The sequence below is a fragment of the Citrobacter sp. Cf118 genome (assembly GCF_030334095.1).
In the GTDB taxonomy this organism is placed as follows: domain Bacteria; phylum Pseudomonadota; class Gammaproteobacteria; order Enterobacterales; family Enterobacteriaceae; genus Citrobacter; species Citrobacter freundii.
The window spans coordinates 44,081-58,897 of the sequence record NZ_JAOWES010000087.1 but is presented as its reverse complement, the minus strand read 5'-3'; the positions used below and the strand labels follow the sequence as shown (position 1 = coordinate 58,897).

Here is a 14,817-nt window from a genome sequence, read left to right as displayed (position 1 = left end):
CGTTTTGCTGAAGGAACCGAAGAAATTATAACAAACAGGAAGTAAAGATAGGGGTCAATTCTTACTTATCAACTACCTGAGCTGTATCAGGCGGTATAATTCTTACCGCCTGTAGCAGAAGGAATGCGAGCGGTTTATTTATTCTCTACTTTAGGAAGCGCTATCTGATTGATGCCACCTTCGTTGGTCACCTGCGTGTAGCCCATTTCAGTCAGCATATCTTTCGCCTGCCCTGATTGACGCCCGGAGTTGCAATAGAGCTTCACGGTATCGTTCTTATCTGGAACTTCAGTTACGATACGCGCCTTGATCTCTTTTAACGGGATGTTGACAGCCCCCTGAATATGCTGTTGTTGGTACTGTTCAGGAACGCGAACATCAATCCAGTGCTCGGCAGCATAAACCGGCATGCCAATAACCAGTGCCAACGCTAATACGCTTTTCTTCAACATAATATCTTCCTGACTGATAGTTGGATTTAACCCCTACACTATACGCCAGTTCTTAAGAAAATATTGCGACCGCATTATCATCGTCCGCACCCGTGGACGATTGTTCCTCAGCACGCACATAGTGCGGTTAGCCTTTTGATTTTTCTACTCGCATTCCGAGATTGTTGTCATTCGCCACTTAACTCCATAATATGTCCGCCATTGACTCTCGGACGGAGCTTGGGATCTATGTCTCCTACCATTTATGATATTGCACGAGCCGCAGGTGTATCAAAATCCACGGTATCGCGCGTGCTTAATAAGCAAACCAACATCTCGCCGGAGGCGCTTGAAAAGGTGCTGCGCGCAATTGATGAGTTACAGTATCAGCCGAATAAACTTGCTCGCGCGCTTACCTCTTCCGGGTTTGATGCAATAATGGTGATATCCACCCGTTCTGCAAAAACAACTGCCGGTAATCCGTTTTTCTCTGAAGTATTGCATGCAATTACTGCCAAGGCTGAAGAAGTCGGTTTTGATGTCATATTGCAGACGTCGCGAAGCACCGAAGATGATTTACAAAAATGTGAGAGCAAAATTAAGCAGAAGTTGATCAAAGGGATCATTATGCTGAGCTCTCCTGCCGATGAATCATTTTTTGCTCGGTTGGATAAATACAACGTCCCGGTTGTGGTTATCGGGAAGGTTGAAGGTGACTACACTAATGTCTATTCTGTAGACACCGATAATTATCGCGACAGTATTACGCTGACAAATGCGCTGATTGAGAGTGGCCACCGTAATATAGCCTGTTTGCATGCACCGCTTGACGTTCATGTTTCTATCGATCGCGTTAACGGTTATAAATCCAGCCTTCAGGCACATAACATTAAAATGCGCGATGAGTGGGTTATTGACGGGGGGTATACTCATGAAACCGCCCTACTTGCTTCTCGAAAATTACTTAGTCAGCAACCGTTACCCGATGCCGTATTTGCGACAGACAGCTTGAAGTTAATGAGTTTATATCGCGTAGCGGCCGAGAAAAATATTTCCATCCCAAAACAACTTGCCGTTGTAGGCTATAGTAATGAGCTACTTTCTTTTATGCTCACACCAGTTCCTGGTGGAATTGATGTACCTACTCAGCAGTTAGGTGAACAAAGTTGTAATTTATTATTTAATCTGATTGCAGGTGAAAAAGGATTACAGAATATCACGGTGAGCACGCAAATATCATTGGCGGACTCACTGGTGTAAAAACAGGGGCATAATAATGCCCCTGTTCATTTTTAGAATGCGTAGTTCACGCCTATGCCAGCATAATGGAACCTGTCGCTTTCACCTTCGTCATGATCTTCCCATTCATAAGCATACTCCAGAGACATTGATAAACCGTTCTGGAAATCATACGCATACAATAAACCGAGGCGATTGAAATCATGGCCTTCGCGTTCAGGATCATCCTGCCAGTCCCAGTTTGACCAGCGATCAAGCCCGATACGGGTATACGGCGTCAGGGTTGTATTGCCGAAGGACAGAGGCAGATAAGCCCGAATTTCCTGGGTTGAGAACTCACCATTATTACGCGAGTCCGCCAGATTAAAGCCGCGTTCAAGGTAATAGTTGACCGTTAATCCTACTGTTTCGTTAAACGTATAATTCAACCCGCTCTCACTTTCGACGCGGCTATCAGAGTAGCCGGTGGTGCTCAAATCATTAACGAATTGATACATCGCAAACCAGCCGCTAAAGCGCAGGTCATCAGTAAGTTTAACATCCCAATCTGGCTGCACTTTCCAGCGCTGCATATTAGCAGTGTCTTTTCCGGGTTCATTGACATAGTGATAACCGTAATTACGGAAGCCACCGGTCAGACCGAAATTAACATTTTCGCTTTCAAGGAATTGATAGCGGACTTCCAGTTCAGGGCGGTCAAACCATGTACCGCGCTTGCCCTCGCTGTAATCAACCGGTCCTTCCTGGTAATAGGCCAGCGATATTTTCCACGGCCCATTGGACGCATTAAAATAGACGGACGGCTCAGCCAGTCCATCCATATCTTCGCCCTGACCTTCAACGTTTTCTATTTCGTACATAGCACCGATATTAAAGTGCCAGTCATTCTTTTCAGCAGCCTGCGCGCAGGCCATTCCTGCGCTCATAATCAGCGCAGTCGCGGACAGTAGGGTTTTCATTATTATTCCTTGTTAAAATACTCGCAAAATGCCCCAAGGCTTGGGGGGGGATCCCCCCGAAATTTTATTGAATAGCAACTTCAGTTTCAGCATCAAAGAAATGGCATTTCGCCATATCAAAATGAATAGTGATATTTTCTCCTGAGTGATAATCATTCACTGCACCGGCATGGACCACCAACTCATGCCCCCCAACAATGGTATAAAGCATAAATTCAGCGCCAGTGAGTTCTGCAACGCTAATTTTTGCTGATACACTATTTTCATTATTAAGCTGCGGATGGATATCCTCAGGGCGAATACCCAGCGTGATCGCCTGATGTTCATAACCCTGCGTTTTTAATTGTGCTAATTTATTTTCTGGAATCGTTAATTTTAGTGTTTCAGTAACAAACTTATCACCGTCAATCGCGCCACGAATAAAGTTCATGGCCGGTGAGCCAATAAATCCTGCGACAAACATATTTGCTGGGTGGTTATAAACTGTTTTCGGCGCACCAACCTGCTGAACAATACCATCCTTCATAATCACAATACGCGTCGCCATCGTCATGGCTTCTGTTTGATCGTGGGTAACATATATCATGGTGGTATTGAGTTTCTGATGCAGCTTGCTGATTTCTGCCCGCATCTGTACGCGAAGTTTGGCATCGAGATTCGATAAGGGTTCATCCATCAGGAAGACCCCTGCCTCACGAACAATCGCACGCCCCAGTGCCACACGTTGACGCTGACCACCGGATAACGCACCCGGTTTACGTTGCAGATAATCGCGCAGGCCAAGGATTTGCGCCGCCCAGTTGACACGTTCCTCAATCACGGCAGGGGCAATTTTCTGCATTTTCAGGCCAAACGCCATGTTGTCATAGACTGTCATGTGCGGGTACAACGCGTAGTTCTGAAAGACCATCGCAATGTTGCGCGATTTCGCCGGCACATCGTTCATCCGTTTACCGTCAATCAGCAGATCGCCACCGCTGATCTCCTCCAGACCGGCGATCATGCGCAACGTCGTTGACTTCCCACAGCCTGAAGGGCCAACAAAAACAATAAACTCTTTGTCTTCAATTTCCAGATTGAAGTCTTTAACGACGTGTACCTGGTTGTCGTAAATTTTTTGAATGTGTTGCAACGAAAGCTGTGCCATGTTGAATCCTTTACTTGTCGTGTTGCCAGAGAGCCGATAAGCACGGCCACGTCAGAAATTCGGTTGAAGGAAGTTGCAAGCTTGCTCCGTTCAGCCCCGTACCAATGCCAACAGAGAGCATGCCGCAGGCGTTGATCGCATCAATACCCGCCTGAGCATCTTCTATGCCAATACACTGCCGCGGGTCAGCGCCAAGGCCCGCACAGGCTGCCAGAAAAATCTCCGGATCCGGTTTCGAGCGAGAAATTAGCGCGGCATCCGCACAGAAATCAAAATAAGATTTAAGATCAAGCGCTTGTAAAATCGCAGGGGCATTGAGCGACACAGAGGCCAGCCCCACCGGAATCCGCTCTTCCCGCAACGTCATCAGCAGCTCACGTATTCCCGGCAATACCGAGTTCACCGTCAACTGGCGCAAAAAATGGACATACAGTCTGTTTTTTCTCTCGGCCAATTGTGCGCAAACCTCAGGTGTAAACTCCCCCGCTTTCCCGCCATATTGCAAAATACGCTGTAGCGATTCGCCGCGACTAATCCCTTTCAGGCTGTCATTAAATGCCTCGTCAATCGCAATCCCTATTTCACCGGCTACCTGCCGCCAGGCGAGAAAATGCAGATGTGCAGTGTCGGTAATCACGCCATCTAAATCAAAAATGATGGCCTGTGGTTTGAGGATCATTCATCATCCCCTTCCGTGGAAGCGGTCCCATAAATGGGCGAAATAATGGCGTCATTGCAGATAACTATCTCCCCCTGAACAGAGATCTTTTCCCCTTTTACCCAAAGAGTAATCTGCTCGGCGCTGTTAATGCGGATTTCAGTTGCATTGATGGTTACCTGCAAATCGATACCCTGCCAGCGCAGTGGGAAAGACAGTTTTTGCCAATGTTCCGGTAATGCAGGGGCAAGATGTAACTCCCCATGGCGAACATTCACTCCGGCAAATCCCTGGATAGCCCCCAACCAGATTGCGCCCGTTGCCGCCGCATGAATACCATCATCGCAGCTGTGCGGGTCATCCCCGAGATCGATTAGCGAACCTTCGCGCCAAAACCGATACCCCTGGGCCGAATCACCACAACGCGCAGCCACAATCCCGTGAATCGCCTTACTCAAAGAGGAGTCGTGAATCGTACGTGGCTCGTAATAACGCAGATTAGCCAGACAGGTTTGCGGGCTAAATTGCTCCGGCAACATGTAGGTCAGCATCACGACATCAGCCTGTTTGAGAATTTGCATCTCATTGACTTCTGCACGGGAGTAATCGAGCAAAATGGTCTGCTTGCCCGCTTTGGCTTTGTACTGCGACAGATCGATAACCGGTTTGTTCAGGAAGGTATCATCCTGAGGAAGCACGCCATCGGGCTGCACTTCCGGTCGCCAAAGATACTGTAAAAAATGCTCTGCGCGATGAATAAACGTGCCATCGCCACAGCCCAACCGACGGGCAAAACCCAGCGCCTGCTCTACGTTGTACCAGGCCATGTAGTTGGTGAACGCATTGTTGTTCACATGCTCAGTGTATTCATCCGGGCCAATCACATCGTGGATCTCTAAACGATCGTTGACCATGACAGCCCTGCTAATCCAGAACTTCGCCGTTTCCAGCAGCAGCGTCATGCCCTCACGGGTCATGAAGTTTAGATCCCCTGTGGCATGCCAGTAATTGATTACCGCCCAGGCAACATCCGCCACGAGGTGATGTTCAGCCTGTGCGGAGGCCACTTTTTGTCGCAGCCCGGTACGGATGTTGATCGCCGCGAATTCAGGCGTTTCCTCATCACCGCTGCGAGCGCTTTCCCACGGGAACAGCGCGCCCTGCCAACCGTTACGGCGGGCTTTCTCACGCGCGCCCGGCAAATTATGCCAGCGGTAACGCAATAGACTTCTCGCGGTTTTCGGTTCGGTAAACAAGTGAAACGGTAACAAAAAGACCTCAGTATCCCAGAAGATGTGGCCTTTATACCCTTCACCCGTCAGACCTTTGGCCGCAATACTGCTGCGCTCATCATGGTCTGGGGTCATCACACGCAGATGATAAAGCGCATAGTCCAGCGCGCGCTGATCGCTAATATCAGAGCTGGTAACCTGAACGCGACGAGTTTGCCACCAGGCATGCCAGTTGGCGCTCGACTCAGCCAACAGAGCGTCATATCCCTGTTGCGAGCATGCTTCAATGTTACGCAGCGACTGGCGTCCCCAGGTCTCAAGCGACAGATTGCGTTCGCTCGTCCAGTCAACCCAACTCATTTTCGTCAGCGTGACACGCTGCCCGGCTTGCGCCTGCACGGTGTTGTGTTGTAACAACCGACGTTCTTTCGCGGTGAAGCAGCGCTGCGCTGCGCCGTCGACGTCACAATATGAAGTGATCGCGATATCGTTGCGATTGTCCTGGGTTGTGTAAATGCCCTGCAGAAGATGTTGACCAAATACTCTAATCTGTGTTTCATCCAGATGCTGACGACCATGATTGGTGATCGTGGCATCAATACCGGTTGAGATACCAATGCTGGCATCGGCATCCAGCGGCGTTACGACCACTTCCATAGCAAACAGCAGCAGCTTCTGTGCCGAGACAAATCGCCGACTCTCAATAGCGAAACGTGCCCCGCCAGGTGCACGCCAGATAAGCGCACGACGCAATTCCCCGCTGGCAAAATCCAGCTCGCGATGCCAGCTTTCAATCACGCCGCTGGTTAGCGAGAAAATCTCGCCATTAAGCGTGATCTCCACTCCGACTACATCAGGTAGATTAACCAGTTCATTAATTTCGCCTTTACCCGCACGGTGATACAACCCAGCCAGATACATGCCGCGAGTCTGTAAGGTGTAAGCTTCCTCGTGGCTGGCGCGAATTCCCATATACCCGTTACCGGTCGTCATGAGTGACGCATATTTATTCAGGCTATGTGGGCAAAAAGCCGGTTCAGTTAGCATTACTGGCTTCGTCATAAGTCTACGTAGGTCCCTGTTTCAGCCGATTGGTACAGTGCGGCAACCAGTTGTTGAATAACGACGCCCTGCTCTGCGTCAGCAATAGTGACAGGCTCGCCCTGGACATGGTTAACGAAGGCTTCCATGCTACGATAATGACGGTTGTCATCAGCCATCTCGCGCGCAAGCAGCACGTCAAGCGTACCATCACGGTCGGTGTAAACCTGGGCCGGGAATAACGTCGCCCCCGCCAAATCGCCGCAGAAATTAACGTTCATAATCGATTGTTCAGGAATATTCAGCGCGAAAGAGGTTTCCAGGCGCAGGATACCGCCGTTATGAAATTCAATCGTGCCGAACAAAGAATCCTCCACGGTATATGTGGTGGGATCCCATTTCCCAAACTGACCGCTGTTTTTAAGCGTGCCAATGCGCTGATAGCTGTGCGCGTTAACACGCTTTACCGCCGGGAACCCCAGCACATACATGGCGGCATCAAGCATATGAATACCAAGATCAATCAGCGGCCCGCCGCCCTGCAGTTCTTTGTTGGTAAACACTCCCCAGCCGGGCACGCCGCAGCGCCGCAAAGCGCGGACATTGGTGACATAGATTTCACCCAAAATACCGGCCATCACCTGCTCACGAAGCAGTTGCGTATCCAGTGCAAAACGATGATGAAAATCATAAGCCAGTACTTTTCCCACCCGACGCGCCGTTTTACACATCTCCAACGCCTCGCCTGGCGTCATTGCCGGAGGTTTCTCGCACATCACATGGCATCCAGCGTTCAATGCCAACATGGTGTGTTCATAATGAAAGCGATTGGGCGAGCAGATGCTGACGATATCTGGCTTAGCTTCGCGTAACATCGTTTGCGGATCGTCCCAAACCTGCGGATTACCGTATTTTTCTGCAAACAACCGCGCCTGTGACAGGCGGCTGTCGCAGACAGCCACCAGTTCCAGATCGTTGCGGGTGCAGTAGTACGAAGCATGAACTTTATCCGCCACCTGCCCGGCGCCAATAATGGCGACACGTAACGGAGCGCTTGTCAGTGCACTTTTCACGGAAATCCTCTTAGCAAGTACGCAGCCAGGTCAGTGACTGACGATACGCTTCCGGCAGATTCTCTGCTCGTACGCGCCCTTCGTACACAACGTAGCCCTGATAATTATCTTCACGTAACTGGTCAAACAGTGCAGCGAAATCCAGCGTACCGCTTCCCGGCTGATAACGATGGTTATCCGCAATATGGACGTGACCCAGCAGATCGCGATTGTCGTGCAGCGCCTGTGCCATATCGTCTTCTTCGATATTCATATGGTAAAAATCACCAATGATTTGCACATGCTTCAGATTATTTTCCACGATATAGCGACGGGCATCCGCCAGGGTGTTGATCATATGATCCTGATAGCGGTTGAGCGGTTCCAGATACACCACCGTACCCGTACGCTGGGCAACTTTATCAAGATAAATCAATGAATCACTGATAGCTTTACGATCGCCTTCCTGGCTACGCGGAGAGGTCATCGGCGGTAGGCGGAAGGTAAACATGCCCCATGCAGCAGGTACAATAATGCCTTGTCCACCAACTTCGGCCAGCGCTTCGAGAATGCGGGTAATCTGCCGCAACCCGTTTAAACGACGCTCTTCGATAAAATCACCGATCCAACCGTCATATCCTCCACAGGCAGTGGTAACAGGCAAACCTGTTTCTTTGATCGCCGCTTTTACTTCATCAAGGTTATTGACCAGCAACTTACCGTCAATTTCAAAACCGTCGAATCCCATCTCTTTGATATAACGGAATTTCTCGAGAATATTTTCCGGGAAAAAAGCCTGATTCTGTGTTCCAATTTTCATCTTCTGCATTCCTTAATTAAAACGTCACGCCCATTTTGATGCTTTTTTCCGGATGGCGATCGACATACTGCATATAGCTTTCCGGGCTGTTGGCGAAAGTCACTACCGGGTCAATGAGTTCTTCACAGTCCAGGTAACCGTTCATCAACAGTTCCCAGCAGGTCTCCTCAATACGCTTGCGGCTCCAGCGCGGATAATCTGGATTAGGTTCACTACCAGCACGTGAGAAGACAATTTTGGCATTGTTGAAGTGCGCTTCACGCCCCAGGTTGAAACCTTCAGCAAAAGGTTTCGCGAAAGCGACATAGGAAATGGTTCCACCATAGGCCAGACCGCGTAACGCCGACTGCAGCGCATCTGCATAGCCGCTGGTTTCGATGATCACATCTGCGCCCTGCTTACCGGTCAGCTTCTTAATTTCCATGCCTACATCGGTGCCAATCGGATTCAGGCAGAAATCCGCGCCATGGCGACGCGCGATATCGCAGCGATGGGCAATAGGATCGACGCCGATGACCACTGAGGCTCCCGCTTTCTTAGCCAGTTGCACGGCAATCTGGCCAATTGCGCCTAAGCCCACGACGACCACAAAGTCACCGACGCGCACATTGGCGTCGCGCACACCGCTCATGGCGAACTGTGCCGGGTCATAGCACACGGCATTTTTCCACGAACTGCCTTCAGGCATTTTGCGTAGTTTGTAGTTGTTCACCGCATTAAAAATAACCGTTTCTGCCAGAGGACCGTATCCGCAAACTGAATCGCCAACGGCGTATTCGGTCACATCGCTGCCACACTCAATAACATCGCCCACCACCATATTGCCAAGCTGGAATTTACCGAATTCGATCCCGCGCGGTGCCCCTTCCGGACGCGGCATGAACATTTGCCATTCGCCGTTAAAATCTTCGTCAATAAACGGGCTGGCCGCGCGAAAATCGACGACTTCCGTGCCATGTTTCGGCGCACCAAAGCGAACGCGAACTTTAACTTCATTGGCCGATACCGCTCTGTCTTCATATTCCACCAACGCCGCAACGCGCGGTTCTGTGGCAACTAACTTCTTCATTTACAACTCCTTAATTAAACTAGCCGCTTAGCCTTTCACGCCGCCTGCGGTCAAACCACTTTTAATAAAACGTTCGGAAAGCGCATACATAATGACCACCGGCAATGCAGTGACTAACGATGCAGCCATCATGCGTCCCCAGATGTAGTCAGGCGTACTGAACAGCGCGTTCAGACCGACCGGTAAGGTAAAATTGCTGGCGCTGGAAAGGAAAATCGAGGCAAACAGATAGTCATTCCACGCCACCATAAAGCAGTACACAAAGACCGAAACCAGACCAGACATTGCCAACGGCACGGTAATACGAAAGATGATCTGCAGACGGTTCAACCCATCCATCATCGCGGCTTCTTCGATCTCATCCGGAATGGTGTCGAAATAGCTTTTCAACATGAACACTGCGGTCGGCAGCGTCTGGGTGACCATAGTGATAATCAACGCCATTTCGGTGTCGTAGATGCCGAGTGCCGTAATGATCTTGAATAACGGCACCACCAGCAGGATCCCCGAAAACATATACACCGTGTAAAAACTGGCATTGATGGTCATTCGTCCCTTAAAACGCAGGCGGGAAAGCGCATACGCCCCGAGCACGCCCAGAAATACCGCCACCACCGAAGAAGTCACCGATACCACCAGGCTATTACGGAAGTAGTCAACAAACGGGAAAATCATCGGGTTGAAGATGTCGATGTAATGTTCCAGCGTCCATTGCTGCGGTAACAGCGTCGGATGCAGCGAAATCGCCTCTTTTGCGCTTTTAAATGAGGTCATCAGCATCACAAAAAATGGAAATAGCGTGATGCCCAGGAAAACAATTAATCCACAGTAAAAGCCAATGCGGCCAAGCGTGCGCTTATTTGTTGCCATTGAGGTTCACCCGTTTTCTGGTCAGCAGGATAACAGCGAAAATGATGACGAAGAGGACGACAGAGATCGCGGCCGCTTTGCCTAAGTCATTAAATGCAAACGCTGTTTTATAGAGATAGACCCCGAGAATATCGACTTTAGTGGTCAGCAGATAAACATCGGCGAACATATAAAACATCCAGATCGTACGCAGTGTGACTACGGTCGCCAGTACCGGCATGATCGCTGGCAGCGTGACGATGCGAAACCGTTGCCAGGCGTTCGCGCCATCCATTTCTGCAGCCTCATACAACGATTTATCAATAGTCTGTAAAATCGCCAGAAACGAGATAAAGGCATACGGGAAGTAGCGCCAGATGGCGAACAACACGACCAGCGCGAAGCTGCTACCGGGATTGTCGAACCACAGCGGAGCCTGATCGTAGAGATGCAACAGATCCACGCCGAGGTAGTTCACAATGCCGTAGCCGTTGTTGAACATGTATTTCCAGGCAAACACCAGCGAAATTGATGGCGTTACGTAAGAGAGGATGACCAGTGAGCGCGCCGTTTTCCGCAGACGAAACTCACGGTTAAAAAACATCGCCACTCCCAGCCCCAGCACCGTGCTCCCTGCCACAACCAGCGCGGTATACCAGACCGTCATCCACAGCGAATGCCAGAATCCGGGATCGGATAAGATACGGATATAGTTGCTCAGCCCGACAAACGTAGACTCAATTTGCGGATTAAGCGGCAAACGCATAAAGCTGATTTCGATGTTAGATATCATCGGCCACGCCACTAAACCGCCCAATAACAGCAAGCTGGGCGCCAGCAGCAGCATGGCAAATGGCATATCAGATCGACCTGAAAAGAACTTATTCATCACGGCTTTCCATTTCCCCATTAGCGCTGTTCAACGAGGTCATCCAGTTTTGTCTGGCTTGCCTTGATGGTCGATGAAAGGTCAGCTTTTCCTACCGTGACGTTGTGCACCATGGTACTCACGATGCCGGAGCCGGTTACGTCGCCCATGCGGGTAAAGTTCTTATCACCGACGGCGCCAAAGACCTGAATATTTGGCAGTTCGGCAATCAGTTGATCGGGTAATTCACCCAGCGCTTTGATAACAGCGTTATCTTTCCACGTCGAAGTATTCACCACCGCTTTGTTGACCGGCAGCGCCGCCCCTGGCGACATCATGACCCAGTCCGCAATGTTGTCTGCCTGCTCCATAAAGGTGACAAATTTCTCTGCCGCTTCTGTTTCTTCGGTTTTTTGACCTGCGGTAATGGTCAGCGACGTCAGCATGCCGTAAACAGCGGAATTTTTTTCCGTCGGCACCATAAAGCCAACATTATTAGGATCGCCCTCTTTGATCACCGCCGGGAGGATATAGGTGGAATAAATCGCCATTGGCGCCGTGCCGTTCATGAAAGCATCTTTGACTTCCATGATGTCGTTCGAGCCAGGCATAGTGTTCATGGCAAGTTGGCGGTAATACTGCAACGCCTGCGCCATTTCAGGTGTGTCGAGCGTAATCTTTCCCTGCGCATCAAAAACATTGGCCTGGTTAGAGAGCGCAAACTGGGAGAATGACTGTTCGGTCAAAACGCTTTCTGCCGTCGGCAGCGCAATGCCGTATTTCTTACTGCCAGGATTGTTGAGCTTCTGCGCCACGTTTAGCAATTGCTGCCAGTCTTTTGGCTCTTCCAGTCCGGCTTTTGCCAGCACATCTTTGCGGTACCAGATCCCGCCAATCCAGGCGCTGACCGGAACCCCGGTCCATGCACTACCGTCTTCAGTGCGTACAATACGCAGGACGCCATCATAAAAAGTACTCTCACCTACGCCGTTGATGACCTGCGCTACCGCTTTACGGTCAATGAGGGATTCTTTATCCATAACTTTCGCGTAGTCATGGCTGGTTTCGATAACTTCAGGTAGTGAACCGCTTCGCGCCAGAGTGATGACCTTGGTGTTGTAAGCATCTTCTTCCACAGGAACCTGTTTGACGCTGATGCCCGGGTTTTCTTTTTCAAAACGCTCAATCAGTTTTGCAATGACCGCCTGCCGCTCCTGCTCAACAGAAGAGTGCATAAATTCAATCGCGACAGAGGACTTTTTATCATCCTTACACCCAGAAACCAGGGCGCAGGAAACCAGTGCTGAAATCAGCACAATTTTAGCTTTAAGCATGAAATGTTCCTTTTTATTACTTAACCCACATAACCTGCCAGGCGTACAACGTTAATTCCTTACCGGAAATAGCTTTACCGCCAATCAAATCAACTCCATTTTCAATATCAATACGAATGGTTTGAGTATGACCGCTGACATTAAATAACCCGGTAATTTTCTCACCTGTTTCCGCCGTACGTTTAATTTGCATTACGGCCGGTGTAATACTGTTAATTTGAAAATCACTATCAGGATGAAATGCTTTATTATTACGACGTATTACAATTAGTCGGGATAACTCATGATAAATAGCGTGACGTAAACTGGTTTCATCTGCCAGCTCCGCTTCTATTTGTCTCACCTGATATTTTTTGCGGTTGATCGCGCGGTTATAACCGAACGTCTCAACACCTTTATAATCATTGCGTGAGCCAAGTATGCTTTGAATGTAAACCGCCGGCACGCCTGGAAAACTCAGCAAAATGGCATGTGCGAGAATAAAGCGAGAAAACCGTTCGGCATCGCTACAATTACCAGGGGTTAGCGCATCCATATATGTCACGTTAATTTCATACGGACTGCGACTGCCATCAGGGTTATTTTTCCAGTTAACCAGCGCACCTTCCTGTTGTAGTTCTGTCACCAGCCGCATGATCTCGTCTTCAGGCAACAAACCGCGTAATGGGTTGAGACCAATGCCATCATGCGATGCGAGAAAATTAAACCAGGTCGTCTCACCAGACGGCAGCTCCAGTGATTGCGCCCACTGGCACAATATCGACGTGTCCTGGCGTTGTACCGCATGCAGCACCAGCGGCGGCAGCGAGAACTGGTACACCATATGCGCTTCATCATGGCCATTACCGTAGTAGGACACGTTATCCTTATGCGGGACGTTGGTTTCGGTAATAATCGCCGTACCAGGCGCCACGCAGTCCGCAATAGCGCGGAATAGTTTGATAAGCTGATGCGTTTTTTCCAGATGAATACAGCTCGTTCCAAGCTCTTTCCACATAAAGCCAACCGCATCCAGGCGAACATAATCTGCGCCCTGCTCAAGATAGCTCAGCAGCACATCGACCATCGCCAGTAATACCACCGGGTTGGCATAGTTGAGATCGATCTGGTCATCGCTGAACGTCGTCCATAAATGGCGCACGGTGTTATCTTTTAGCGTAAATGGTGTCAGTAACGGTAATGCGCGTGGACGTGTGACGTTGCTCAGGTCCGTATCAGGATCCATTGCAATAAAGAAATTTTCATAACCGTCAAGCTGTTGCAAATAATTATTAAACCACTCGCTTTTAGCTGACATATGGTTACAAACAAAATCAAACATCAGTCGACTGGACTCACCTAATTCCTTAATATCATTCCAGTCACCGGTTTCTTCGGCAACCTGATGGTAATTAATCACGGAAAAACCATCATCCGATGACCACGGATAAAATGGCAGAAGATGCACATGAGAAAATGTCGACTTAAACCATTCATTATAAAACTGATTAAACGTCGGCAACGGTTTTTTACCAACCCCGTGGAATTGATCGGCGTAGGTAATAAGCACCACATCGCCCTCATCCCAATGCGCTTTACGGATTTTTTTAATTAATCCCTGTGATTTCTCTAAACGTGCAAACAGCGCTTCATAGTGGCATGAAGTAAATGTATGACCATAAACTTCTGTCAGGCATTTTTGGATTTTTTGGTTCACCTTCGATTCTCGTGGTAGCGGTCCCATGAACCAAGAGACTACTCTGCGTAAAATAAGCTGTCAATTAGCTGAGGTGGTCTGAAGGGGGGTAAAAAAAGAATTTTGGCAGCCAAAAAATCGTATTTGTGAGCTGCCGCAAATTAACTGAGGGAATGTTGATTAATTGTTGCTTGCTTTTACTGATTCAAATATCAGGTTCGATTACCGGAATATCGTTTCGACAATTTTGCCGCAGCCCGACTCAACACAGGTTCAAGAACCAACGCCAGCAGCATTTTTAGCGGGCGTCGGGCGACGGATTTCACCGCCCACCCTGCTACCCCCGCCGGGCCGTAGCGAAGCGCCGTTAAAAGCACCAGCTTACCTGCTATTTTAAAGCCCGGCTTAACCCTTTGCCCGGCACGTTGCCAGCGATTGTTCAT

14 protein-coding genes are annotated in these 14,817 nt (G+C 49.4%); 1 reads left to right on the top strand and 13 read right to left on the bottom strand.

Annotated elements, in window-relative coordinates:
* Window positions 1–134: 134 nt before the first annotated feature.
* The gene (pspE, locus tag OGX67_RS15555) at window positions 135–452 is read right to left on the bottom strand and encodes a thiosulfate sulfurtransferase PspE (protein ID WP_003020447.1); all 318 of its coding nucleotides are present in this window, start codon (window positions 450–452) and stop codon (window positions 135–137) included.
* Between the two features lie 228 nt (window positions 453–680).
* On the opposite strand from pspE, the gene OGX67_RS15550 reads away from it, so the two are divergent.
* Window positions 681–1,691: a LacI family DNA-binding transcriptional regulator gene (locus tag OGX67_RS15550; protein WP_003840773.1), complete on the top strand. Its 1,011-nt coding sequence runs from the start codon at window positions 681–683 to the stop codon at window positions 1,689–1,691.
* 32 nt (window positions 1,692–1,723) lie between these two features.
* On the opposite strand, the gene OGX67_RS15545 is transcribed toward OGX67_RS15550, so the two are convergent.
* The 12 genes from OGX67_RS15545 to pspD form a co-directional block, all read right to left on the bottom strand.
* Window positions 1,724–2,629, bottom strand: coding sequence for an OmpG family monomeric porin (locus OGX67_RS15545; RefSeq protein WP_046670756.1), 906 nt, complete (start codon window positions 2,627–2,629; stop codon window positions 1,724–1,726).
* Between the two features lie 64 nt (window positions 2,630–2,693).
* The gene (locus tag OGX67_RS15540; RefSeq protein WP_257651169.1) at window positions 2,694–3,776 is read right to left on the bottom strand and encodes an ABC transporter ATP-binding protein; all 1,083 of its coding nucleotides are present in this window, start codon (window positions 3,774–3,776) and stop codon (window positions 2,694–2,696) included.
* Between the two features lie 10 nt (window positions 3,777–3,786).
* Complete coding sequence (pgmB, locus tag OGX67_RS15535) at window positions 3,787–4,455, bottom strand: beta-phosphoglucomutase (RefSeq protein ID WP_257651168.1); 669 nt, start codon at window positions 4,453–4,455, stop codon at window positions 3,787–3,789.
* Window positions 4,452–6,728, bottom strand: coding sequence for a glycoside hydrolase family 65 protein (locus OGX67_RS15530; protein ID WP_257651167.1), 2,277 nt, complete (start codon window positions 6,726–6,728; stop codon window positions 4,452–4,454). Before OGX67_RS15530 ends, pgmB begins: the two co-directional genes overlap by 4 nt.
* The gene (ycjS, locus tag OGX67_RS15525) at window positions 6,725–7,780 is read right to left on the bottom strand and encodes a D-glucoside 3-dehydrogenase (protein WP_257651166.1); all 1,056 of its coding nucleotides are present in this window, start codon (window positions 7,778–7,780) and stop codon (window positions 6,725–6,727) included. The genes OGX67_RS15530 and ycjS overlap by 4 nt, the downstream gene beginning before the upstream one ends.
* A gap of 10 nt (window positions 7,781–7,790) precedes the next feature.
* On the bottom strand, window positions 7,791–8,579 hold the full coding sequence (ycjR, locus tag OGX67_RS15520; protein ID WP_257651165.1) for a 3-dehydro-D-guloside 4-epimerase: 789 nt from the start codon (window positions 8,577–8,579) through the stop codon (window positions 7,791–7,793).
* A 16-nt stretch (window positions 8,580–8,595) separates the two neighbouring features.
* Window positions 8,596–9,648: a D-guloside 3-dehydrogenase gene (gene ycjQ, locus OGX67_RS15515; RefSeq protein WP_257651164.1), complete on the bottom strand. Its 1,053-nt coding sequence runs from the start codon at window positions 9,646–9,648 to the stop codon at window positions 8,596–8,598.
* A 27-nt stretch (window positions 9,649–9,675) separates the two neighbouring features.
* Window positions 9,676–10,518, bottom strand: coding sequence for a carbohydrate ABC transporter permease (locus OGX67_RS15510; RefSeq protein WP_003020474.1), 843 nt, complete (start codon window positions 10,516–10,518; stop codon window positions 9,676–9,678).
* A complete protein-coding gene (locus tag OGX67_RS15505) occupies window positions 10,505–11,386 on the bottom strand; it encodes a carbohydrate ABC transporter permease (RefSeq protein ID WP_003840754.1) in 882 nt (293 codons plus the stop codon). Before OGX67_RS15505 ends, OGX67_RS15510 begins: the two co-directional genes overlap by 14 nt.
* 20 nt (window positions 11,387–11,406) lie before the next feature.
* Window positions 11,407–12,699, bottom strand: coding sequence for an ABC transporter substrate-binding protein (locus OGX67_RS15500; protein WP_257651163.1), 1,293 nt, complete (start codon window positions 12,697–12,699; stop codon window positions 11,407–11,409).
* A gap of 16 nt (window positions 12,700–12,715) precedes the next feature.
* Window positions 12,716–14,422: a sugar phosphorylase gene (locus tag OGX67_RS15495; protein WP_286526770.1), complete on the bottom strand. Its 1,707-nt coding sequence runs from the start codon at window positions 14,420–14,422 to the stop codon at window positions 12,716–12,718.
* Window positions 14,423–14,586: 164 nt separating this feature from the next.
* On the bottom strand, window positions 14,587–14,817 hold the full coding sequence (gene pspD, locus OGX67_RS15490) for a phage shock protein PspD (RefSeq protein WP_003020493.1): 231 nt from the start codon (window positions 14,815–14,817) through the stop codon (window positions 14,587–14,589).

What these genes read in the sequence shown, in the direction of transcription:
- pspE (WP_003020447.1), bottom strand. Translation starts at nt 452, where the DNA reads ATGTTGAAGAAAAGCGTATTAGCGTTGGCACTGGTTATTGGCATGCCG.
- OGX67_RS15550 (WP_003840773.1), top strand. Translation starts at nt 681, where the DNA reads ATGTCTCCTACCATTTATGATATTGCACGAGCCGCAGGTGTATCAAAA.
- OGX67_RS15545 (WP_046670756.1), bottom strand. Translation starts at nt 2,629, where the DNA reads ATGAAAACCCTACTGTCCGCGACTGCGCTGATTATGAGCGCAGGAATG.
- OGX67_RS15540 (WP_257651169.1), bottom strand. Translation starts at nt 3,776, where the DNA reads ATGGCACAGCTTTCGTTGCAACACATTCAAAAAATTTACGACAACCAG.
- pgmB (WP_257651168.1), bottom strand. Translation starts at nt 4,455, where the DNA reads ATGATCCTCAAACCACAGGCCATCATTTTTGATTTAGATGGCGTGATT.
- OGX67_RS15530 (WP_257651167.1), bottom strand. Translation starts at nt 6,728, where the DNA reads ATGACGAAGCCAGTAATGCTAACTGAACCGGCTTTTTGCCCACATAGC.
- ycjR (WP_257651165.1), bottom strand. Translation starts at nt 8,579, where the DNA reads ATGAAAATTGGAACACAGAATCAGGCTTTTTTCCCGGAAAATATTCTC.
- ycjQ (WP_257651164.1), bottom strand. Translation starts at nt 9,648, where the DNA reads ATGAAGAAGTTAGTTGCCACAGAACCGCGCGTTGCGGCGTTGGTGGAA.
- OGX67_RS15510 (WP_003020474.1), bottom strand. Translation starts at nt 10,518, where the DNA reads ATGGCAACAAATAAGCGCACGCTTGGCCGCATTGGCTTTTACTGTGGA.
- OGX67_RS15505 (WP_003840754.1), bottom strand. Translation starts at nt 11,386, where the DNA reads ATGAATAAGTTCTTTTCAGGTCGATCTGATATGCCATTTGCCATGCTG.
- OGX67_RS15500 (WP_257651163.1), bottom strand. Translation starts at nt 12,699, where the DNA reads ATGCTTAAAGCTAAAATTGTGCTGATTTCAGCACTGGTTTCCTGCGCC.
- OGX67_RS15495 (WP_286526770.1), bottom strand. Translation starts at nt 14,422, where the DNA reads ATGGGACCGCTACCACGAGAATCGAAGGTGAACCAAAAAATCCAAAAA.
- pspD (WP_003020493.1), bottom strand. Translation starts at nt 14,817, where the DNA reads ATGAACAATCGCTGGCAACGTGCCGGGCAAAGGGTTAAGCCGGGCTTT.